16 protein-coding genes and 1 pseudogene are annotated in these 20,023 nt (G+C 63.5%); 9 read left to right on the top strand and 8 right to left on the bottom strand.

From position 1 onward, the window contains the following. Positions 1 to 159 precede the first annotated feature (159 nt). Positions 160 to 1,414: pseudogene (locus MRBLMU1_RS14430) on the bottom strand (IS4 family transposase); the annotation flags it as partial. 335 nt (positions 1,415 to 1,749) lie between these two features. On the opposite strand from MRBLMU1_RS14430, the gene MRBLMU1_RS14425 reads away from it, so the two are divergent. Genes MRBLMU1_RS14425 through MRBLMU1_RS14415 form a run of 3 tightly spaced genes read left to right on the top strand, consistent with a single transcriptional unit; the run spans position 1,750 to position 3,637 of the window. Then, on the top strand, positions 1,750 to 2,280 hold the full coding sequence (locus MRBLMU1_RS14425) for a hypothetical protein (protein ID WP_363502482.1): 531 nt from the start codon (positions 1,750 to 1,752) through the stop codon (positions 2,278 to 2,280). Positions 2,281 to 2,326: 46 nt separating this feature from the next. Continuing rightward, positions 2,327 to 2,974, top strand: coding sequence for a hypothetical protein (locus tag MRBLMU1_RS14420; RefSeq protein ID WP_363502480.1), 648 nt, complete (start codon positions 2,327 to 2,329; stop codon positions 2,972 to 2,974). A 3-nt stretch (positions 2,975 to 2,977) separates the two neighbouring features. Next, positions 2,978 to 3,637: a hypothetical protein gene (locus MRBLMU1_RS14415; protein WP_363502478.1), complete on the top strand. Its 660-nt coding sequence runs from the start codon at positions 2,978 to 2,980 to the stop codon at positions 3,635 to 3,637. 264 nt (positions 3,638 to 3,901) lie between these two features. Here MRBLMU1_RS14415 and MRBLMU1_RS14410 read toward each other — a convergent pair whose 3' ends face one another. Genes MRBLMU1_RS14410 through MRBLMU1_RS14395 form a run of 4 tightly spaced genes read right to left on the bottom strand, consistent with a single transcriptional unit; the run spans position 3,902 to position 10,807 of the window. Then, positions 3,902 to 6,334, bottom strand: a complete 2,433-nt coding sequence (locus tag MRBLMU1_RS14410; RefSeq protein WP_363502476.1) for an ABC transporter permease — start codon at positions 6,332 to 6,334, stop codon at positions 3,902 to 3,904. Positions 6,335 to 6,347: 13 nt separating this feature from the next. Further along, a complete protein-coding gene (locus tag MRBLMU1_RS14405) occupies positions 6,348 to 8,771 on the bottom strand; it encodes an ABC transporter permease (RefSeq protein WP_363502474.1) in 2,424 nt (807 codons plus the stop codon). A 17-nt stretch (positions 8,772 to 8,788) separates the two neighbouring features. Continuing rightward, positions 8,789 to 9,469 carry an ABC transporter ATP-binding protein gene (locus tag MRBLMU1_RS14400; RefSeq protein WP_363502472.1) on the bottom strand — a complete coding sequence of 227 codons (681 nt, stop codon included), beginning with the start codon at positions 9,467 to 9,469 and terminating at the stop codon, positions 8,789 to 8,791. A 33-nt stretch (positions 9,470 to 9,502) separates the two neighbouring features. Then, on the bottom strand, positions 9,503 to 10,807 hold the full coding sequence (locus MRBLMU1_RS14395; protein ID WP_363502470.1) for an efflux RND transporter periplasmic adaptor subunit: 1,305 nt from the start codon (positions 10,805 to 10,807) through the stop codon (positions 9,503 to 9,505). Between the two features lie 191 nt (positions 10,808 to 10,998). On the opposite strand from MRBLMU1_RS14395, the gene MRBLMU1_RS14390 reads away from it, so the two are divergent. Together MRBLMU1_RS14390 and MRBLMU1_RS14385 are read left to right on the top strand one after the other, a co-directional pair. Beyond that, positions 10,999 to 12,369 (top strand): sigma-54-dependent transcriptional regulator, encoded by a 1,371-nt coding sequence (locus MRBLMU1_RS14390; RefSeq protein WP_363502468.1) that lies wholly within the window; start codon positions 10,999 to 11,001, stop codon positions 12,367 to 12,369. Then, positions 12,359 to 13,612 carry a sensor histidine kinase gene (locus tag MRBLMU1_RS14385; protein WP_363502466.1) on the top strand — a complete coding sequence of 418 codons (1,254 nt, stop codon included), beginning with the start codon at positions 12,359 to 12,361 and terminating at the stop codon, positions 13,610 to 13,612. Before MRBLMU1_RS14390 ends, MRBLMU1_RS14385 begins: the two co-directional genes overlap by 11 nt. A gap of 9 nt (positions 13,613 to 13,621) precedes the next feature. Here the strand turns inward: MRBLMU1_RS14385 and MRBLMU1_RS14380 are convergent, their stop codons facing one another. The 3 genes from MRBLMU1_RS14380 to MRBLMU1_RS14370 all read right to left on the bottom strand — a co-directional run bounded on the left by MRBLMU1_RS14380 (position 13,622) and on the right by MRBLMU1_RS14370 (position 15,655). After that, positions 13,622 to 14,074, bottom strand: a complete 453-nt coding sequence (locus tag MRBLMU1_RS14380; protein WP_363502464.1) for a GNAT family N-acetyltransferase — start codon at positions 14,072 to 14,074, stop codon at positions 13,622 to 13,624. Positions 14,075 to 14,169: 95 nt separating this feature from the next. Then, a complete protein-coding gene (locus MRBLMU1_RS14375) occupies positions 14,170 to 14,595 on the bottom strand; it encodes an organic hydroperoxide resistance protein (protein ID WP_363502462.1) in 426 nt (141 codons plus the stop codon). Between the two features lie 223 nt (positions 14,596 to 14,818). After that, positions 14,819 to 15,655, bottom strand: coding sequence for an IclR family transcriptional regulator (locus tag MRBLMU1_RS14370; RefSeq protein ID WP_363502460.1), 837 nt, complete (start codon positions 15,653 to 15,655; stop codon positions 14,819 to 14,821). Positions 15,656 to 15,831: 176 nt separating this feature from the next. Here MRBLMU1_RS14370 and MRBLMU1_RS14365 point away from each other — a divergent pair, with 176 nt between their 5' ends. Genes MRBLMU1_RS14365 through MRBLMU1_RS14350 form a run of 4 tightly spaced genes read left to right on the top strand, consistent with a single transcriptional unit; the run spans position 15,832 to position 19,981 of the window. Beyond that, positions 15,832 to 17,280 (top strand): NAD-dependent succinate-semialdehyde dehydrogenase, encoded by a 1,449-nt coding sequence (locus tag MRBLMU1_RS14365; RefSeq protein ID WP_363502458.1) that lies wholly within the window; start codon positions 15,832 to 15,834, stop codon positions 17,278 to 17,280. Positions 17,281 to 17,297: 17 nt separating this feature from the next. Beyond that, the gene (locus tag MRBLMU1_RS14360; RefSeq protein WP_363502456.1) at positions 17,298 to 18,452 is read left to right on the top strand and encodes an iron-containing alcohol dehydrogenase; all 1,155 of its coding nucleotides are present in this window, start codon (positions 17,298 to 17,300) and stop codon (positions 18,450 to 18,452) included. Positions 18,453 to 18,500: 48 nt separating this feature from the next. Beyond that, a complete protein-coding gene (locus MRBLMU1_RS14355) occupies positions 18,501 to 19,271 on the top strand; it encodes an ABC transporter ATP-binding protein (protein ID WP_363502454.1) in 771 nt (256 codons plus the stop codon). Next, complete coding sequence (locus MRBLMU1_RS14350; RefSeq protein ID WP_363502452.1) at positions 19,271 to 19,981, top strand: ABC transporter ATP-binding protein; 711 nt, start codon at positions 19,271 to 19,273, stop codon at positions 19,979 to 19,981. Before MRBLMU1_RS14355 ends, MRBLMU1_RS14350 begins: the two co-directional genes overlap by 1 nt. The last annotated feature ends 42 nt before the right edge of the window (positions 19,982 to 20,023 follow it).

Here is a 20,023-nt window from a genome sequence, read left to right as displayed (position 1 = left end):
GATGCCCCATTGGTGTGTCTTGTGCTCGTCGTACTCTTGTCCTCCGTCGATGCTGATGTTGCCGATGCCGAATTTCCGATCACAGATGGCCTGCTACTCGCGCTCGATCTGGAAAATCATAGTAAGCATGTTGGGGTGGGCATACTGTGCCAGATGGCCTCCGTCACTTTTGCGGCCGAGGAAACCGCCGACTTGAGCGATGAGGCGGATGATCTCGTTCAAGATGGACGACGTGGCCGACATCTTCTTTTTGGTCAGTAAATGGGCGCCGCGAATTTCATCGGGATTGAAGAACAGCGCAGCATCGAGATCTGGGCGGGTCCTGCCCATGCGCATCAGATAGGTGACGCGCCAGGCCTCCTCCATGAACAAGGCCAAAGCCCGCGCAATGCGGTCAATCGAGGACAGCTGCGGCTCCTCGACCTTACAACCATTTTTGATCACATGGAATAGATCTCGATTTCCCAGCGCGCCCGGTACCATTCGATCAGTTTGACGGCCTGCTCGACGGTCGCGATGAGACGGTTGCTCAGCAGGCGCCATTCGGTCGGCTCGATGCCGGCAGGCGCGCCCACCTCGCGTGCCACTACACACGTCACGCTCAGGCGCCCGCCCTTGCCGTCGGTTATCTCGACCTGCCTGGCCCACAATTGTTGACGTACGGGACGGGCTTTTTGATCCTCGCGGGCCGGCATGGTAAGGCGATTTCCCCCAGCGCCATGCCGGTACAGGTGTGCTCCCACGGCTTCTCGCCGTCGTCCACGCCGCGATTGTGCGTGGCCCGCACCAGCCAGTCGGCCGGGGTGCCCAACTCGCGCGCGGCGCATCAACGCCATCACGTCGGCCTCGTGTTCGGGCACGTACACCAGCCTCGTTGCGGGCAGCGACGCCGCTATCTCGGCCACGCGCCCGTAACCCTCGATCCAGCGCGCGCTCTCTTTCTGCCCGGGACGCACGCCATCCTTGCCGCGTTTCTCGTGCGCCCACATCCAGGCGTCGAGCACGCCGAGCGGCTCGCGCCCCGGCGTGACGGCGTAGGTCGGGTGCAGGTACATGCCGCACCGCGCCTCATAGTTCAGCGGTCCCAGCCCATCCGCTTCCTGGCCGTTGAAATCAAGTTCGGTAGTGTCTTGATACACAGCACGGCCGCATGCGGCTGCATGCGCTCCCGAGTGCGCTCCCAGTGCGGCGCCAGGATGCCCTCCCAGGACACCTCTTCGTTGCCGAGAAAGCGATAAGCCGCGCAGGTCTTGCTCTAACTGTCGCAGGCTTCGGTGATGCTCGCCGTCGGCTTCGTCGTAAATCGTTCCATCAGTGTTCTCGCTCGTTTGTCGAGCCGAGCATCGCCCAGATCCAGTCCCGCAGACTCTTGATCCGTCCAGCGACTCGATACCTTGGCCGATGCGTCACTCAAAATCAGAGAGTAAACGCGATCTCGCCAAAGTTTACAAGCCCCTCAGGTCAGTCGTTGAAAGCCAGTGGCTTCCTGAGCCGCGCGTGGAGCGCCTGCCGACTGGTGTACAACGATATGAGTTTATAAGGGCTGCTGCAACTCATTGGATGTAAAAGGTATTTTTGAGCGCCTCATTCGGGGTTCGAGAGATGTGTATAACGAGGTGGGATAGGGGCATGGCGTGAACGGAGGCCATTTTTCGAGGTGCGCATATATATCTTCCAGATGTGACATTGTGAGAGTTTCTTTCGTATCAATGCAAGCCATAATCTGCATCTCTCAACCTTGGAAATATTATGATTAAGAGACTCGCAATGACCGTTGTTTTGACGGGCTTAACATTTCTAGCGTCGCCTGCGCTTGCGGTGATGTCGCTCAGCCCCTTCAGCAATCCCTCAATGGAGCTAGGTCAAGCAATGACTAATGGTCGATATACCTTTATTCAGCAAACTGACGGGAATTTGGTACTGTATCGGGATAGTACGCCGCTATGGGCAAGTTATAAAAATGGTTTGCGTTCTGTTATTCAAACAGATGGCAACTTCGTGCAGTACGATGCCGCCGGAAAGGCTGTGTGGGCTTCGAATACCGCTAGCAATGATTCAGCCAATCCTAGGCTTGAACTTTTAGAGAACGGTCAGGTGCAGGTGAGAAATGCCCCGCCGGCCTCATTTGAGTGGATCAAAGTGATTATTCCAGCAGATACCTCGATTGCAAACAAATATCCTCTCAAGGCAACAGATTTGGGAAGTAAGCCTTCAGTTCCAAATATAGCGACGCCCCCCTCGGAATACTGGTACAAGCTTGGAGAGATTGTTGTGAAATAAATTTTCATTTTTGCAATTTTCAATATGCCTTCGTTAAAGGAATCTTATGATATTCAAAGTGCGGGGATCGCTGCTGGTGATTGGCAGCTTCCTATTCTTATGCATGGATACGGCATTTGCATTGGGGCAGGTAAGTAGGGCTTGTCAATTCAGTACTATTCCGAGCGAATTAAAACCTGTTGCTGCAGCTTTTTTCTATGCCGTTGGCGCGGATGCGGATGTTTTAACTCTTCCCGCTCAAACTCGGGACGTCCAAGCGACGAAGTGGGTACTGGAGTCGCTAACCACGGACTATGGCCGGGTGCGATATATGTTATTTGCGACTAGAGTCTTGTATGGTAAAGGCGGATATAAACAATCGACAAATCAAGTCGTATATATAAATCAAAATCAGGCTATAAGTAGCCAATGGACTGCAGAGCAAATTTCTGACGCGATGATGGCAGATCCAAAATTTAGCAATTACTACTTAAATAGAGGAGTTTTGTATAGCGCTCGCGCTGGGAATCCGAAAATCGTTGATACAGATCAATATACAACTGCAAATGCAGAAAGCGCGTTAAACTATCTGGTGGTTGGATATCACTGGTATTACGATCCAGTAGGTAAAAATATAGTTCGCCTAGCTGATTCACAAGCTAATACTTGCAATCTAGGAAATTTAGGTCTCGGTACCGGGCTTTTTAATAGGTAAGCTATGAAAAATAAATATTGGTTGGCTGTGTTTCTTCTTGTTTCAAATTGGGCTAGTGCACAAATTCCACCGAAAACATTAGTAGAGTTATCAAAAAAAAATGACACGATTGTTTCTGCTGATGATTTGACGGCAGAGCAACGAGCATATCTCTGGGAAAAAACTTCGCAAGATAGGAGTGGATTTTTAGCGGTCGATGTTGATAGCGCTTATTTGGAGGTGATAAAGAATTTTTTGCACGAACCGGGAATTAATACCACTTCGACTACCTATTTAAAAAAATTGAATTCAATCATGATGGGTTTTGATTTTTCTTTTGCTGGCGTTTTGGAAGAAGATCGAAATCGATATAATGCTATTTATAGAGATTCATATCAGACTCTGATGATGCTGACGCGCTGGGAATATAAAAAATCTGGTGCGGCTATTTCTTCTGCTCAAGAATTTTTTAATCAGAATATTAATGGAGTGGATGCGGTACTTTCACTTGCCAGCGCGAAAAATCATAGCACTGGTATTTGGAAGCTGACGTGGGCGGCAAACGGCGTATTGTATGAATTATATCAATCGGATAAGGTTGATGTCTATGGAAAACCGAGTGGCGGGCCGGACAATATTTTGAAAGTGGCGATGCAAATTGTTGATGCCACTAGTCTGCCATAGCGCTTTCTGGGTGTCTGAGGGCGTCCGTAAGCGCGCCGCTTATGGACGTTTTAAGTGCCGTGTCGTTGCTAACTAAGACGCCACCGCCAATCTATTCTGAAACGCCCGCTTATTAAAATTGGTGGCACGATGGAGCTAGCGCGGAAAGTTTTAGATCGGGTGCCGTTCGCCTTGAAGTGAACTTATGTCTTCATTTTTATGCTGGTAGCAAAAATAACGATGGCAGTTTATAAAAATAGCTGCCATTTTTTTCGCCCCCGTTTTTTAGTCGCGCAGCGCCCTCGCGGGCGAGATGCGCATCGCGGCTAACGTGTGGCGCGCGGTAGCCGTCGCCACGATCAGCAGCGCGACGGTCAATGCCGCCGCCGGCGCCCAGGCCCCCAGCGGCGTGCGTTCGACAAACGGCGCCAGATAGCGCTGGATCGCCAGCGCTGCCGGTGGCAGCCCGACCAGCGCGGCGACGCCCGTCAGCAGCAGGAATTCGCGTCCCACCAGAGCGCCGATGGCCGCGCGGCCGGCGCCATGCAGCTTGCGCAGCACGATCTCGCGCGCGCGCCGCTGCACGCTGTTCGCTGCCAGCACGTAGATGCCGAACGCCGCCAGCGCGAACACCACGGTGGTGACGCAGGCCAGCATCCTGGCCACGCGCAAATCGTCCGCATACGCCTCGGCATGGTAGCCGCCGGCGCGCCGTAAGAGCGGCGGGGATGTCGGGAAGTAGCGCAGCGCCGTGGCGGCGATCGCCCGCTCCAGCGCCTCGGCCGCGCCGCTTGCCGATGGCGCGGCGCGCATCCGCACCGTCAGCAGGCGGCTGTTCTCAGCCGGCTGGTACATCGTCGGCGCCATCGGTTCACGCAGGGTGTACCAGCGGATGTCCGGTGCCACCCCGACGATGCGCCAGTTGGAGCCGGGGATGCGCTGGCCCAGCGCCTGTTGCGTCGAATTCCAGCCCAGCGCTGTCACCGCCGCCTGGTTGATGACGATATTGCGTTCCCCGTCCTTGCCGGCGTTGTTGTCGATGCGCGGGTCGAACAGCCGTCCGGCGATGGCGGACAGGCCGTAGACGTCGAAGAACTCGGGACTGACGAATTGCACTGTCAAAGCGGCGGTACTGCCGTCCGCACGCCGCACCGACGTGCTGCCCCGTGTGCCGGTGTGGTCGTCGCGGCCGGGCACAGAGCCGCTGTCCGCCACGCCAGCGACCTCCGGCAAGCGCGCGACGGCATCGCGGAACGCCCGAGCCCGCGCATCGTCCAGCCCTTTGCTCATTTCCACTACCAGCAACGGCGCAGGATCGAAGCCCGGCGGCGCCCGGCCGGCGAACTGGGTCTGCCACAGGATCGCCAGCGCCACGCTGCCGGTCGCCATCGCCGTGGCGAACTGCAATGCCGTCAGCACGCGCCGCAGCCATGCGCCGCCAGCCGTCTCGCCGCTGCGGTGGGCCAGCGCAGCGCCCATGTCGACGCCGCGCGCCAGCCAGCCGGGATATAGGCCCGCCAGCGCGCCCACCACGACGCCGGACAGCAGGCCGGCCGCCAGCGACAGCGGCGTGAACGCGTTGTCGAACCGCCGGTCCAGTAGTTCGGACAACAACGGCAGCAGCAGCCACGCCAGCAGCATGCCCAGCCCGGCGGCGGCAACCGACAGCAGCACCGCTTCGGCCATGAACTGCGTCAGCAGCCGGCGCGTGGTGGCGCCCAGCACGCGGCGCATGGCGATCTCGCGCTGGCGGCGCAAGGTGCGCACCGTCGCCAGGTTGACATAGTTGACCACAGCGATTGCGAGGATCAGCAGGCCGGCCGCGCCCATCGCCAGCACCAGGCGCCTGTCGCCGCGCGGACCGGTGCCCAAGGTGTTGGCGACGCTGCGGTCGAAGTAGGCGTCGGCCAACGGACCGAGGCCGATGTCGACCATCTTGCGACCATCCAGCGTGGTCTTCATCTCCGGCGTGGCCAGGCCCTCCCATGGGGCGCGGTCGACGACATCCTGCAGGACCTTTTGCAGCGCCGTCGCGCTGATCCCAGGGCCGGTCTTGACATAGATCCGGCCTTCGATACCCATCCAGTTCGACAGCGCCCGCTGGCGCTCCGCGTCAGGCCACAGCGCGCTGCCGATGCCGACCATCGCGCCGAATTGCAAGGTGCTGTTGCCGGGCCGGTCGTCCAGCACGGCGCGCACCTGCAAGGGTTGACCGTCGATGTCCACGGTCTTGCCCAGGGCGTCGACGGTGCCGAACAACGCCAGCGCGGTCCGGTGCGTCACCGCCAGGCCGTCCGGCAAGGTCAGCGCCTGTTGCAGGCTGCCTTCCCGCGCCAGCAGGCCGGCGATGCGCTCGAAGGCCGGATCGACCGCCATGACCTCCAGCTCGCGCGCGCGGCCCTGCAGCGAGGCCGTCGTCTTGTGTGGCCACCACACGCTGGCCTCGAGCGGCAGGCCGCTGCGCAGCGCCACCTCGCGTAGCGCGAACGGCGTGTATTCCATCCACTGCGGCTGCGGGATGAAGTTGAGCCGGTGTTTGATCACGTAGACGCGCTCCCGCTGCGGCACGTCGCTGTCGTAGCTGAACGAGTAAGCCACAAACCCGAGCAGCAGGAAGCAGACCGCGAAGCCGGTCGCCAATCCCAGCAGCTCGACCGTCGATTGGAATGGCTGGCGGATCAGCAGGCGCCAACCGATGCGAAAGTCACGTAGTTTCATGTGCGTCTCCTTTTTAGTCGCGCAACACCAGGGCGGGCGACATGCCGGCCGCCGCGATGGTACCGCGTAGCGTGGACACCAGCGTCACCACCAGCGCCGCCAGCAGCCCTGCCAGCAGGGTCCAGCCGCCGATGGGCGCGCGTTCGATGAACGAGGCCAGATAGCGCTGGATCACCAGCGCCGCCAGCGGCAGGCCGATGGCCGCGCTGATCGCCACCAGCACCAGCACTTCGCGTCCGACCAGCCGGGCGATGTCGCGCCGCTCGGCGCCGAACAGCTTGCGCAGCACGATCTGCCGGCCCAGGCGGCGCACGTTGTACGCCGACAGCACGTACACGCCGAAGCCGGCGATCATCACGGCGATGGCGCTGGCCAAGCCGAGCAGCTTGGCCAGCCGCAGGTCGTCGCCGTAGTTCTGCGCGAAGTAGCTGCGTGCCTGGCGTATCGGCACCACGTCGTTCGGGAAGTAGCGCGCCGCCAGCGCGTGGGTGGCGCTTTCGAGCTGGCCTGTGTCGTCGCGCGCGCGCACCGTCAGGGTGCTGTTTTGCTGGCTGGTGAAGTACAGGTAGGATTTGGGGGTGTCGCGCAGGCTGTCGTAGCGCAGATCGGGCGCGATGCCGACGATCGTCGCCGTCACCATGCCGTCCCCGCTGTCGGTAGTGAGGAGTTGTCCGACGGCGTCCGCCGGATCGGCGAAGCCGAGCGCGCGTGCGGCGCGTGCGTTGAGCAGCACCGATTCGAAGCCGCCTTCGTCCTTTTCCATCTTGTCGCTGAACAGGCGGCCGGCGACTGGCCGCAGCGCGTGGACGTCGAAGAAGTTGGCGCTGACCGAGCGGATCGACAGGCCGCTCCAACGCCCGTTCTTGAGCGAAGCCTTGATGTAGGCGCCGGCGAATTGGCGGCCGATCGGATCGAGTGACGTGGCCACGCCGTCGACGCCCGGCAGGTGCTTGAGCGCCTCGCGCAGGCCGCGCGAGGCCGGATTGGTGCTGTCGGCCGGCAGTTCCAGCACCAGCAGCGGGGACGGGTCGAAGCCGGGACTGGCCCGGCTGGCGTAGCGGGTTTGCCAAGCCACCGCCAGCGTGACGGCGACCAATCCCATGGCGGTGGAAAATTGCAGCACCGTCAGCGCGCGCCGCAGCCACAGCGCGCCGGATGTTTCAGCGCCGCCGCGTCCCGCCAGCGCCTGCGGCGGCCGCACGCGCAGCGCCACCCATGCCGGGTAGGCGCCCGATAGCAAGCCGATGGCCGCGCCCAGCGCCAGGTTGGGCAGCAGCGCGGCCGGCGTGAACAAGCCGTCGAGCCGGCGGTCGACCAGATCGGCGAACACCGGCAGCAATACCCACGCCAGCAGCAGTCCGAGGGTGGTGGCCGTCATGGCCACCAGCAGCGATTCGGCCAGGAATTGCCCCAGCACGCGCTTGCCGTCGGCGCCGAGCACCTTGCGCACGGCGATCTCGCGCTGGCGTCGCAGCGCGCGCACGGTGGCCAGGTTGGCGTAGTTGATCGCCGCCAGCGCGAGGATCAGCAGCGCCACCGCCGTCAGACCCAGCATCCCACGCAGGTCGCCGTGCGGGCCGCTGAACGGCGTGTTGGCGGTGTCGGCGTCGAAGTACATCCCGGGCAGGGCGCCCACGGCCATGTCCCGCAGCTTTCGGCCGCCGAGTTTATCCTGGAGCTCCGCGGCTTGTTCGCGCCGGAATGGCGAGTCGTCGGTGGCCTGCTGCAAATGCCGTCGCAGCGCGTCGGCATCGACGCCGGGCTTGAGCCGTACATAGATCTTCGCGCCGTTGATGTAACCCCATGATCCCATCAGCACCTTGCGCTCGGCGTCGTCCCAAGCCCCGGTGTCCATGCCGGCCAACGCGCCGTAGCTCAAGGTGCTGTTGGACGGCCGGTCGGCCACCAGCGCGGCTACCGTATAGGGCTTGCCGCCGATGTGCACCACCTGGCCGAGGGCGTCGGCGCCGCCGAACAAGCGTGTCGCGCTGCTGGTCGTCAGGGCCAGGGTGTCGGGGCGGCTCAAGGCCTGGCGCAGGTCGCCGGCCAGCGCCCGCACGCCGAACATCGCCGGGAAGTCGGGGTGGACCGCCGCCAGCTGGATCGATTGCGGCTGGGAGTTCGTCTTCATCCCCACTGGCAGCGGCACCACGGCGGTGACGCCGTCGGTCATGCCGCTGGTGCGGGCCGGTTCCAGGAAGGCCAGCGGCACCGATTCCGACCAAACCGGCTGCTCGAAGGTGTTGCTGCGCATCTTGATCAGGAATACCCGGTCGGCCTGCGGCACATCGCGGTCGTAGCTGAGCGAGTAGCGCACAAACCCCAGCAGCAGGAAGCAGCTGGCGAAGCCGACGGCCAGGCTCAGGATCACGGCGGCGGAGTAGCCGGGTTCCCCGGCCAGCAGGCGCCAGCCGATGCGGAAATCGCGCAGGTTCATGGGGGTGATCCTGACGCTTAAGCGGCTTGCAGGGCGTCGACCATGATGCGGCCGTCGAGCAGGTTGATGGTGCGGGAGGCCTGCGCGGCGTGGTCCGGCGAGTGCGTCACCATCACCACGGTCGTGCCCTCGGCGTTGATCTCGCGCAGCAGGCGCATGACCTCGTCGCCGTGCGCGGTGTCGAGGTTGCCGGTCGGTTCATCGGCCAGCAGCACGGCGGGGCCGGCCACCAGCGCGCGCGCGATCGCCACCCGCTGCTGCTGGCCGCCCGACAGCTGCGACGGACGGTGCGCGGCCCGGTGGCCCACGCCCAGCTTGTCGAGCATCGCCGTCACGCGCGCGCGGCGCTCGCGCGCCGGCGTGCCGTTGTATTCGAGCGCCAGTTCGACGTTCTCGAACACGGTCAGTTCCTCGATCAGGTTGAAGCTCTGGAAAATGAAGCCGATGCGGCCGCGCCGCAGCTGGTTCAGTTTCGCTTCGCTCCAGCCGGCGACGTTGCGGCCCTCGAACCAGTATTCGCCGTGGTTGGGCGTGTCCAGCAGGCCCAGGATTCCCAGCATCGTCGATTTGCCACAGCCTGACGGGCCGGTGATGGCGACATATTCGCCCGCCTCGATCTCCAGGTCGATGCGGTCCAGGGCCGTGGTCTGGATTTCCCCCGCCTGGTGGATTTTGCTGATGCCGACTAGTTTGAGCATGTGGGTTCGCCTTTTGGTGGTGTGGATGTGAATTTACTGCGTAATCTGCAGCCTGGGTGAATTTCCGTAGGCGGCGTAGCTGGACAGGATCACCTTGTCGCCCGCCGCCAGGCCTTCGAGCACCTCGATCTGGCTGTTGTTGCGGCGCCCGATGCGCACCGCGCGCCTCTGCGCGCCACGGCCGGTGGCGTCGACCACGTAGACCCAGGCGCCGCCGCTGTCGTTGATGAAGGCGCCGTTGGGCAGCAGCAGCGCCGGCGCCGGCTCTCCCAGCGTGATGCGGGCGTCGAGGCTCTGGCCGGGGTTGAGCACCGGCGGCTGGCCGTCCTTGAACACCATTTCGACCGTGAAGCGACCTTCCTTGATCTGCGGGTAGATGGTGCTGATGTCGGCGGCGTAGCTTTTATCGTCCTGCTTGACGCTGCCCTTGCGCCCGACCGCCATGCGGTTCAGGTAATACTCGTCGACGCTGGCCGAGAGCTTGAAGCGCACCGGATCGTCGATGCGGCCGATATTTTTGCCGGTGGCGATCGATTCGCCCACCTGCAGGCGGAAATTGGTCAGCCGGCCTTCGACCGGCGCGCGCACGGCCAGCGCGTCGACAGTGCCGGAGACCAGCTTCAAGCCGGAGTTCAAGCCATCGATTGCGCTTTCGAGCTGCTGCGCTGCTGCGCTGCGCACCTTGTCCTCGGTGCTCGATGCGCGCTGCTCGTTCGCCAGCTGGCGTTGTTGCTGTTCCAGCTTGTCGGCCGACTCCTCCAGCGCAACGCTGGAGATGAAGCCCTGCGCGGCCAGCCGCGCGTTGCGCTGGTGCTGCTTACGGGCTTGGTCCACCTCGAATTGCAGCTCGTCGAGCCGGCGCCGGTGGTCGCTGGCGCTGGCTTCCTGCGCCACCCGCAGATTGGACAGGTTGAAGATGCTGACCGCGTGTTCCGATTGCCGCGCCAGCAGTTCCAGGTTGCGCTGCGGGTTGGAGATGCGGAACAGCAGTTGGCCTTTTTTCACCAGCGCGCCGTCGCTGGCCAGCACCTCCTCGACGCGGCCCGATTCCACCGAATCGAGTATCACGGAGTTGAGCGGCTCGGCATTGGCGCGCACGACGATTTCGTCGACGAATACGCCGCGCGTGGCCTGGCCGATGCGCAGGTCGGCGCCGTCGATCTGCAATCCGCGCGGCATCCACGACCATAGCGCGTAGACGGCGGCCGCCATCGCCAGCACGGAAGCGATCGCAAAGGCGATGGCTTTCCCGCGCCGGCGTGGCACCACGGTGTCCATTGCGGCGCCGCTGGCCGGCAGTCCCGGATTCGGCTGGTCGATATTTTTTTTGATCTGCATACGGGCCTTAGAGCAAAGGACGTGCCACGCGCAAAAACCGGCGATTCAGGGGTTTTTGGCATGCGTGCGCCCCGCAGGTGTTCGATATCGAACACCGGGCGATGTTCGGAACTGGACATCCGCATGTGGCGCGGTTTGCCCGGCTGGTTTTGCCTTGTCCGCAGCCCCTCCCGCGCTGCTAGAATGCCTGCATGTCCGCCTACGTACTGATACTCGATGATGATCCCGACGTCGCCACCGCCGCGCAGTTGCTGCTGCGGCGTCGCCATGGCCAGGTCGCCACGCTTTGCGATCCCGCCGGCTTGCCCGCGCTGCTGGCGCAGGGCGTGCCGGACGTCGTGCTGCTCGACCTGAATTTCACGCCCGGCTGCATCGATGGCGCCGAGGGCCTGGCGCTGCTCGATGTGTTGCGCGCCCAGGGACGTCCGCCGGCGGTGATCGCGATGACGGCGTATGCCGACGTTCCGCTGGCCGTCGAGGCGCTCAAGCGCGGCGCCGGCGACTTCATCACCAAGCCGTGGGACAACGCGCGGCTGGTGGCGGCCGTCGACCAGGCGCTGGCGCGGCGCGCGGCCCTGCGCGGGTCGTCGGCCGCCGCGCCCGAGCTGATGGGCGAGTCGGCCGCGATGCGCGAGCTCAAGGCATTGATCGGCAGCGTGGCGCCGACCGAGGCGAATGTGATGGTGCTCGGCGAGAACGGCGTCGGCAAGGAGCTGGTGGCGCGCGCCATCCACGCGCTGTCGCGCCGGGCGGCCGGCACCTTGCTGGCGGTGGACATGGGCGCGCTGCCGGAATCGACTTTCGAGAGCGAGTTGTTCGGCCATCGCAAAGGCTCGTTCACGGATGCCAAGTCGGACCGCGCGGGGCGCTTCCAGGCGGCGCGCGGCGGCTCGCTGTTCCTCGACGAAATCGGCAACATGCCGCTGGCGGCGCAGGCCAAGCTGCTGACGGCGCTGGAACGGCGCGAGGTGACGCCGATCGGCGCCGACAAGCCGGAGGCGATCGACGTGCGCATCGTCAGCGCCACCAATCTGGACGAGGCGCGCCTGTTCGATCCCTCCGTCTTCCGGCCCGATTTGCTGTTTCGGCTCAATACCATCGTGATCCGCGTGCCGCCGCTGCGCGAACGGCGCGAGGACATCCCCTTGCTGCTCGCGCACTATCTGAAGCTGTATGAGCTGCAGTACCAGCGGCCGGTGCGCGAGGTGGCCGGCATGGCGATGGGCTACCTGTGCCAGCACGATTGGCCCGGCAACGTGCGTGCGCTGCGCCACGCGTGCGAACGCGCCGTCATCCTTGGACAGGGGACGGAATATGGCTTGAACGATTTCGGCCTCGGCGCGGGATCTTCGATGGCGGCCGCCGTCAACATCGTCGCCGCCAACGAGGGCGCCGGCGTTGTCCCCGGCCTGGTCCCCGTCGACATGACGCTAGATGCCCTGGAACGCGAAGCCATCGCCAGCACGCTGGCCCAGTTCAACGGCAATATCAGCCACGCCGCCAAAACGCTCGGCATCAGCCGCGCCGCCTTGTACCGCAAGCTGGGCAAACATGGCATCTGAGCGCGCGCTCAAGTTCGGCGTCGCGGCCAGCGTGCTCGTTTTGCTGGCGCTGGCGGTGGCGGCGGACGCCTTGTCGGCCACGCCGGAGCCGCGCCGCATCGTGCTGTGCGCGACGCTTGCGCTGGCGCCGCTGTGCACGTTGTGGCAATGTCTGCGAAAACTCGGACCGCGCGTCCCGCGCATGGAGCCCCAAGGCGCCACCGCCGACATGGTCCCCGGTCCCCGGCACAACGAACTTGCCGCCAGCGTGCTGGCGCTGGAGGCGCGGCTGGAACACGCGCCCATCGCGCTGTTCCGCATCATGCATGCCAGCGGCGCCGGGCAGGTCGCGCCGCTCAACGCCAGCGCGCGCAGGCTGCTGGCGCCGGGCCGCGCCAGCGCGCCGCAGGATTTGCACGAGCTGCTGTCGGCGCAGCCGGTCGGCCAGCGCAGGTTGATCACCTTTGACACCGAACGCGGTGGCGAGCGCGCGCTGGTCGCCATCTCGGCGTTGTCGGTGCAGGGTTCCGCGCAGCGGCTGGCCGCGCTGATGCCAGTTGAAAGCGAACTGGAAGCGGAGGCGCTGAACGCCTGGCGCGAGCTGGTGCAAGTGCTCACGCACGAGATCATGAATTCCCTGACGCCGGTGGCCTCGCTGTCGCGCACCGCCTGCGGCCTGCTCGACGAGGCCAGCGCCGGACTGCCCGCCGATATCCACGCCGATCTGGGCATCGCGCTGGACGCCATCGCGCGCCGCGCCGCCAGCCTGGTCGACTTCGTCGGCAGTTACCGCAGCCTGTCGACGGTGCCCCAGGCGCAGCCGCAGCGCGTGCGGCTGGAGGATTTGTTCGACCGCTTGTCCGCGCTGCTGGCGCCGCAGTGGCAGGCGCTGGGCGGGCAGGTGGTGTTTTCGGTGGAACCGGCGTCGCTGGAGGTGATGATCGATCCGGGACAGCTGGAGCAGGCGCTGATCAACCTGCTCAAGAACGCCGCCGAGGCGATGGCCGTGGGCGCCCGTCCGCCGCGCGCGGTGGTGAGCGCACGTTTGAGCCGGGGCAGCCGTTTGCGTATCGAGGTGGCCGACAACGGCCCCGGTGTGCCGGAAGCGCTGGCCGCGCACATCTTCACGCCGTTCTTCTCGACGAAAAAACAGGGCAGGGGGATCGGGCTGGCGATGGTGCGCCATCTGGTGCATGCCAATGGCGGCACGGTGCGCTACGCGCGCTCGGTGGGCGAGGGCGCGCGCTTCATGCTGACTTTTTGACGGTTCGGCTTATCGCACCATATCGATGTGCATGATGCCATCTTCGTCATACGGTTCGGTGACCGTTTTGAAGCCGAAACTCCCGTAGAATTTTTCCAGATGCGCCTGGGCGCCGATGCGGAACCGGTGGCCCGGGTGCAGCGCCTCCGCCAGCGGAATGGCCTTGGCCAGCAGCTCGCGGCCGATGCCGCTGCCGCGCGCGGCGCGCGTGGTCAGCACGCGGCCCAGCGACATCTCGTCGTACTTCAAGCCGGGCGGCAGGCAGCGCAGATAGGCGACCAGGGTGCGCTTGCCGTCGATCTCGCGCCACGCCATCAAGTGATGGCTGTCAAGGTCGTAGCCGTCGATATCGGGATACAAGCAGGTTTGCTCGAGGATGAACACGTCCTGGCGCTGGCGCAGCACCTCGTACCAGTCGTCGCGGGGGATGTCGTCAAAGCCCAGCCAATGCCATTCAATCATTGCGTATCTCTGTAAGGGATGAACGGCGATTGTAATGCAGAAGGCCGGCGCTGGTGGGCGCCGGCCTCGGGACCGTCAATCGCTGAACGCGGCGATTACAGGATGGTCAGGGTGACGTCGATGTTGCCACGGGTGGCGTTCGAGTAAGGGCACACGATGTGGGCGGCGTCGACCAGCTTTTGCGCGGCTTCACGGTCCAGGCCTGGCAGCGAGATTTTCAGTTCCACTTCGATGCCGAAACCGGTAGGGATGGCGCCGATGCCGACCGTGCCTTCGATCGAGACGTCCGCCGGCAGGGCGATCTTGTCGCGGCCGCTGACGAATTTCAGCGCGCCCAGGAAGCAGGCCGAGTAGCCGGCCGCGAACAGTTGTTCCGGGTTGGTGCCGACGGCGCCGGCGCCGCCGAGTTCTTTCGGGGTGGTCAGCTTGACGTCCAGCACGCCGTCGGAGGAGACGGCTTTGCCTTCACGGCCGCCGGTGGCTTTTGCGGTGGCGCGGTACAGTACTTTTTCGATCGACATGATGAATTCCTTTTCAGTTAAGTTGAAGTACAAATCGTTGGACTACAAATCTAACAAACTATCTAATCGCTAGCGATCTACCATCTGTTGCGACAGCTTGCTAATCTACTACGCTTCGCTGCCGTTTGCAGCGCCGATGTGAGAACTATACATAGCACTCGATCAAATAGCAAGCGATTTATAAAATATTTTCAGTTGGTCCCGGTGCCGAACACATTTGTGTCTATCGAATGTTCGCGCCCAGTCTTTGGGACAAGCGATCGGCGATCAGGCGAATGGCGTTTCCGGCCGCCAGCTCGCTCTCCGGGGTGATTTCCTGCGACAGCATGCTGACCGCTACCCCTGCTACCGCGCGCCCTCCGGTCGAGTCGAAAACCGGCGCGCCAAAACAATGCATGCCCTCCCTCACCTCGCCATCGTCGACGGAGAAACCCCGGTCCCGTATTTTGTTCATTTCATCGAGGAACGCGGCGAGATTCGGAGTGCCTGCCGGCGTTAGCGGTTGCGGCCAGTCTTTCGCATAAAGCGCCCTGGTTTCGTGTTCGGGCCAGGTGCTCAGCATGGCCTTGCCCGTCGCCGTGTAGGGCGCCGGCAAGCGCATGCCGATGCGGAACGTCACGCCGAGCGGCCGGTTACCGTTGCGGCAGGCGATATAGATCACGCTACCGCCGTCAAGCACGGACAGCGTGATGGTCTCTTGTGGCAACACATTGACTTCGTTCCACACCGAGAAAAACTCTTGCGTGACATCGCTGCGGGACAGGAAGGCGTTGGCCCAGGTCATCACGTGCGGCCCGAATGACATCTGGCCGGTGTCGAGCCGATGAAGCAGGCGCAGGTGGACCAGGGTGTTGCACAGCGTATGCAGCGTGCTCTTCGGAAGATCGACGGTACGCGCCAGCTCCGCCAGTGAAATCGGCCCGTTGCTCTGTGCGAATACATCAAGGATTTGCGCCGCCTTCATCACTGCCGGAGCCAGGTTTTTGGCTGCCTGCGGCGTGTCGGTCGTATCGGACGAACTGGTGAATATGGAAGACCCGGGAACCGGACTGGAGGACATATCAGATCACTTTGCTGAACAAAAATGCCAGGCGGGGAAGCGCCTGACAGTGGACTTAAGTGCGATTTTCGCACGAGCGCACGGAAAATAGTGATTGACCGTCAGGAAAACGTCTTCTATGATTCAGTCATTCCACATACGGAACAGTATCCCGCATACGGGACAACGGAGACGAAATGATACTAAAAGATTCAAGCTTGCTCCGCGAGCGGGCCTACGTCGGCGGTCAATGGATAGACGCGGACGACGGCACAACGCTGGCGGTGTCCAATCCGGCAACGGGGGAGCTTCTGGCCCACGTGGCGGCCGTCGGGGCGGCGGAGGCGCAGCGTGCCATCGCCCATGCGATCGGGGCCCAAAAGAAATGGCAGCTCTTGAGCGGTAAGGAGCGGGCGGGATTGCTACGCGCGTGGTTCGACGCCATCCTGGCCAATATCGACGATCTCGCGCTCATCATGACGCTCGAGCAGGGCAAGCCGCTGAGCGAGGCCCGGGGCGAGATCCAGTACGCGGCCTCGTTCGTGGAATGGTATGCGGAAGAGGCCAAACGTATCGCCGGTGAAGTTTTGCCCCACCCTGAGCGGGACAACCAGATTACTGTACTGAAGCAGCCGGTCGGGGTGTGCGCGGCGATCACCCCCTGGAACTTCCCGGCGGCGATGATCACCCGGAAAGTGGCGCCCGCGCTGGCGGCGGGCTGCGCGATGATCGTCAAGCCGGCCGAGTTGACGCCGCTGTCGGCGCTCGCGCTGGCCGCGCTTGCCGAGCGGGCCGGCATTCCGGGCGGCGTGCTGCAAGTACTGGTGGGCGACGCACGGGCCATCGGCGGCGTAATGACCGCCAGCGCGGACGTGCGCAAGTTGTCATTTACCGGCTCGACCGAGGTGGGCCGGCTGCTGATGGCCCAATCGGCGCCGACCATCAAGCGCCTGTCGCTCGAACTTGGCGGCAACGCGCCGTTCATCGTCTTCGACGATGCCGACATCGGGCAGGCCGTGGACGGCGCCATCAAGGCGAAGTTCCGCAACAGCGGCCAAACCTGCGTGTGCGTCAACCGTTTCCTGGTGCAGGACAGCATCTACGACAAATTCACGATCGCGCTGGCCAACCGGGTGCGCACGCTCAAGGTGGGCAACGGCCTGGAACCGGACGTGGCGCAGGGACCGCTGATCGACGGCCGGTCGCTGGCCAAGGTCGAAGCGCTGATCGGCGACGCCAGCGAGCATGGCGCCACCGTCCTGACGGGCGGCGGGCGCCATGCCGCTGGCGGCACCTTCTTCCAGCCGACGGTGCTGGTGGACGTCACGCCGGCGATGCGGGTAGCCCGGGAAGAGATATTCGGGCCGGTCGCCGCGGTATTCCGCTTCGGCACCGAAGCCGAAGCCATCCGGATGGCCAACGACACCGAGTTCGGCCTGGCCGCCTACTTCTACACCAACGATCCCGGCCGGCGCCGCCGCGTCGCCGAAGCGCTGGAATGCGGCATGGTGGGCATCAATACCGGCGCCATCTCCAATGAAGTCGCGCCGTTTGGCGGCATCAAGCAATCGGGCCTGGGACGAGAAGGTTCCCATTACGGCATCGACGAATACCTCGAGATCAAATACCTGTGCGAGCAGGTCTAGAGCAGACTGGAACAGACATGACTAGCTTCGAATTTCAAACCGTCCCGAGTTTTATTGTCGAGTTCGGCGGCGCCCGCCGGCTCGGCGCCATCTTGCGCGAACGCTATGCGCTGCGTCGCCTGTGTCTGGTCACCGACGCTTTCCTTCACAACAGCGGCCTGCTCGACGCGGCGCTGGCCAGCTTGCGCGAGGCGGGCTGGGAGGTCAGCGTCATCGATGACGTGGTGGCCGACCCGCCGCAAGCGGTGGTGTTGGCGGCGGCTGCCCGCGCCCGCGCGGCCGGCGCGGAAATTATTCTGGGCCTCGGCGGCGGATCGTCGCTGGACGTGGCAAAACTGATCGCGGTGCTGGCCGCGTCCGACCAGCCGCTTGACGACATGTATGGCGTCGGCAAGGTGACCGGACCGCGCCTGCCGCTGGTACAAATGCCCACCACCGCCGGCACCGGCTCCGAAGTGACGCCGATTTCCATCGTCACCACCGGCGAGACCACCAAGGCCGGCATCGTGTCGCCGCATTTGTATGCCGACTTGGCGATTCTCGACGCCGAGCTGACGGTGGGGCTGCCAGCCAACATCACGGCGGCGACCGGCATGGATGCGATGGTGCACGCGATCGAGGCCTATACCAGCCGGGTCCGCAAAAACCCGATGTCGGACGTGCTGGCGATGCAGGCGTTCAAAATCATGACGGACAATTTGCTGCCCGCGTGCCGGAACGGCGGCGATCGGGAGGCGCGCGAAGGCATGCTGCTGGGCGCTATGCTGGCGGGACAGGCGTTCGCCAACGCGCCGGTGGCAGCCGTGCATGCGCTGGCCTATCCGCTGGGCGGGATCTTCCACGTTCCCCACGGCGCGTCCAACGTGCTGGTCCTGCCGCACGTGCTGCGCTTCAACCTGTCCGTAGCGCACGCGCTCTATGCCGAGCTTGCCGAAGTGGCCGTACCTGCTTGCAAGGGCAGCACCGAAGCGCGCGCGACGGCGTTCATCCTGTACCTGGAGGGGCTGGCCGAGGCCACCGGCATGGTGACCACCCTGCGCCAGGTCGGCGTCAAGGTGACCGACCTGCCGTTGCTGGCGCAAAGCGCCATGCTGCAAACCCGGCTGCTCGCCAACAATCCGCGCGAGGTGACGGAACGGGACGCGCTGGCCATCTATCAAGCGGCGTTCTGACCGCCAAACACGCCCTCGCGGGCACCCATCGACATTACTGGAGGAGCGATGACAGACGTCATCCTGGAGACGCGCAACCTGACGAAACAGTTCAGGGGATTTACGGCCGTCAATGAAGTCAATTTGAAGGTGCGGCGCGGTCACATCCACGCGCTGATCGGGCCCAACGGCGCCGGCAAGACCACTTGTTTTAATCTGCTGACCAAATTCCTGACGCCGACTTCCGGCGCCATCCTGTACAACGGCCAGGACATCACCGGCCTGCGGCCGGAGCGGATCGCCGATCGCGGCGTGATCCGTTCGTTCCAGATTTCCGCCGTCTTCCCCCACCTGACGGTGCTGGAGAACGTGCGCATCGGCTTGCAGCGCGCGCTCGGGACGTCCTTCCATTTCTGGAAGAGCGAAACCACGTTGTACAAGCTCAACGACCGCGCCCGCGAACTGCTGGCGACGGTCGACCTGGAAAGCTTCGCCGACACCGTCACGGTCGATCTGCCGTACGGCCGCAAGCGGGCGCTGGAAATCGCCACCACGCTGGCGATGGAGCCGGAACTGATGCTGCTCGACGAGCCGACGCAGGGCATGGGCCACGAAGACGTGCACCGGGTGACCGAGTTGATCAAGAAGGTCTCCGCCAACCGCACGATCCTGATGGTGGAACACAACATGAGCGTGGTGTCGGGCATCTGCGACAAGATCTCGGTATTGCAGCGCGGCGCCCTGCTGGCCGAGGGCAGCTACGACGAGGTCTCCAGCAATCCCCAGGTGATGGAAGCGTACATGGGCACCAGCGCCGGCGCGATGGAAGGAGCGCATTGATGGGCACACCCGCACTGGAAATCCGCAACCTGCAGGCGTGGTATGGCGAATCCCACATTTTGCACGACGTCAATCTCATCGTGCGGCCGGGCGAGGTCGTGACACTGCTGGGCCGCAACGGCGCCGGGCGCACCACCACGCTGCGCGCCATCATGGGCCTGACCGGCGAACGCACCGGCTCGATCAAGGTCAACGGCGCCGAGTCGATCGGCTTGCCCACACACAAGGTGGCGCATCTGGGCATCGGCTACTGCCCGGAAGAGCGCGGCATCTTCTCGTCGCTGTCGACCGAGGAGAACCTGATGCTGCCGCCCGCTGTCTCCAGGACGCAGCGCGGCATGCCGATCGAGGAAATCTACGCGATGTTTCCGAACTTGCACGAGCGCCGCCACAGCCAAGGCACGCGCCTGTCCGGCGGCGAGCAGCAAATGCTGGCGGTGGGACGCATTTTGCGCACCGGCGCCAAGCTGCTGTTGCTCGACGAGATATCCGAAGGACTGGCGCCGGTGATCGTGCAGACGTTGGCGCGCATGATCACCACGCTCAAGTCCAAAGGCTACACCATCGTTATGGTGGAACAGAACTTCCGTTTTGCCGCGCCGCTGGCGGACCGGTTTTATGTCATGGAACACGGCCAGATCGTCGAGTCGTTCGCCTCGTCCGAACTGCCTTCCAAAATGCCGGTTCTTAACGAACTGCTGGGCGTGTAAGCCGCGGCGCGGCGCCACAACACGCAGTACCACAACAATAAA

The sequence above is a fragment of the Burkholderia sp. LMU1-1-1.1 genome, from assembly GCF_040675865.1.
Lineage (GTDB): Bacteria > Pseudomonadota > Gammaproteobacteria > Burkholderiales > Burkholderiaceae_D > Rugamonas.
The sequence above is the reverse complement of the archived record's forward strand: the minus strand, read 5'-3'. Positions and strand labels throughout refer to the sequence as shown.

What these genes read in the sequence shown, in the direction of transcription:
- MRBLMU1_RS14425 (WP_363502482.1), top strand. Translation starts at nt 1,750, where the DNA reads ATGATTAAGAGACTCGCAATGACCGTTGTTTTGACGGGCTTAACATTT.
- MRBLMU1_RS14395 (WP_363502470.1), bottom strand. Translation starts at nt 10,807, where the DNA reads ATGCAGATCAAAAAAAATATCGACCAGCCGAATCCGGGACTGCCGGCC.
- MRBLMU1_RS14385 (WP_363502466.1), top strand. Translation starts at nt 12,359, where the DNA reads ATGGCATCTGAGCGCGCGCTCAAGTTCGGCGTCGCGGCCAGCGTGCTC.
- MRBLMU1_RS14420 (WP_363502480.1), top strand. Translation starts at nt 2,327, where the DNA reads ATGATATTCAAAGTGCGGGGATCGCTGCTGGTGATTGGCAGCTTCCTA.
- MRBLMU1_RS14390 (WP_363502468.1), top strand. Translation starts at nt 10,999, where the DNA reads ATGTCCGCCTACGTACTGATACTCGATGATGATCCCGACGTCGCCACC.
- MRBLMU1_RS14350 (WP_363502452.1), top strand. Translation starts at nt 19,271, where the DNA reads ATGGGCACACCCGCACTGGAAATCCGCAACCTGCAGGCGTGGTATGGC.
- MRBLMU1_RS14415 (WP_363502478.1), top strand. Translation starts at nt 2,978, where the DNA reads ATGAAAAATAAATATTGGTTGGCTGTGTTTCTTCTTGTTTCAAATTGG.
- MRBLMU1_RS14355 (WP_363502454.1), top strand. Translation starts at nt 18,501, where the DNA reads ATGACAGACGTCATCCTGGAGACGCGCAACCTGACGAAACAGTTCAGG.
- MRBLMU1_RS14370 (WP_363502460.1), bottom strand. Translation starts at nt 15,655, where the DNA reads ATGTCCTCCAGTCCGGTTCCCGGGTCTTCCATATTCACCAGTTCGTCC.
- MRBLMU1_RS14375 (WP_363502462.1), bottom strand. Translation starts at nt 14,595, where the DNA reads ATGTCGATCGAAAAAGTACTGTACCGCGCCACCGCAAAAGCCACCGGC.
- MRBLMU1_RS14365 (WP_363502458.1), top strand. Translation starts at nt 15,832, where the DNA reads ATGATACTAAAAGATTCAAGCTTGCTCCGCGAGCGGGCCTACGTCGGC.
- MRBLMU1_RS14360 (WP_363502456.1), top strand. Translation starts at nt 17,298, where the DNA reads ATGACTAGCTTCGAATTTCAAACCGTCCCGAGTTTTATTGTCGAGTTC.
- MRBLMU1_RS14380 (WP_363502464.1), bottom strand. Translation starts at nt 14,074, where the DNA reads ATGATTGAATGGCATTGGCTGGGCTTTGACGACATCCCCCGCGACGAC.
- MRBLMU1_RS14405 (WP_363502474.1), bottom strand. Translation starts at nt 8,771, where the DNA reads ATGAACCTGCGCGATTTCCGCATCGGCTGGCGCCTGCTGGCCGGGGAA.
- MRBLMU1_RS14410 (WP_363502476.1), bottom strand. Translation starts at nt 6,334, where the DNA reads ATGAAACTACGTGACTTTCGCATCGGTTGGCGCCTGCTGATCCGCCAG.
- MRBLMU1_RS14400 (WP_363502472.1), bottom strand. Translation starts at nt 9,469, where the DNA reads ATGCTCAAACTAGTCGGCATCAGCAAAATCCACCAGGCGGGGGAAATC.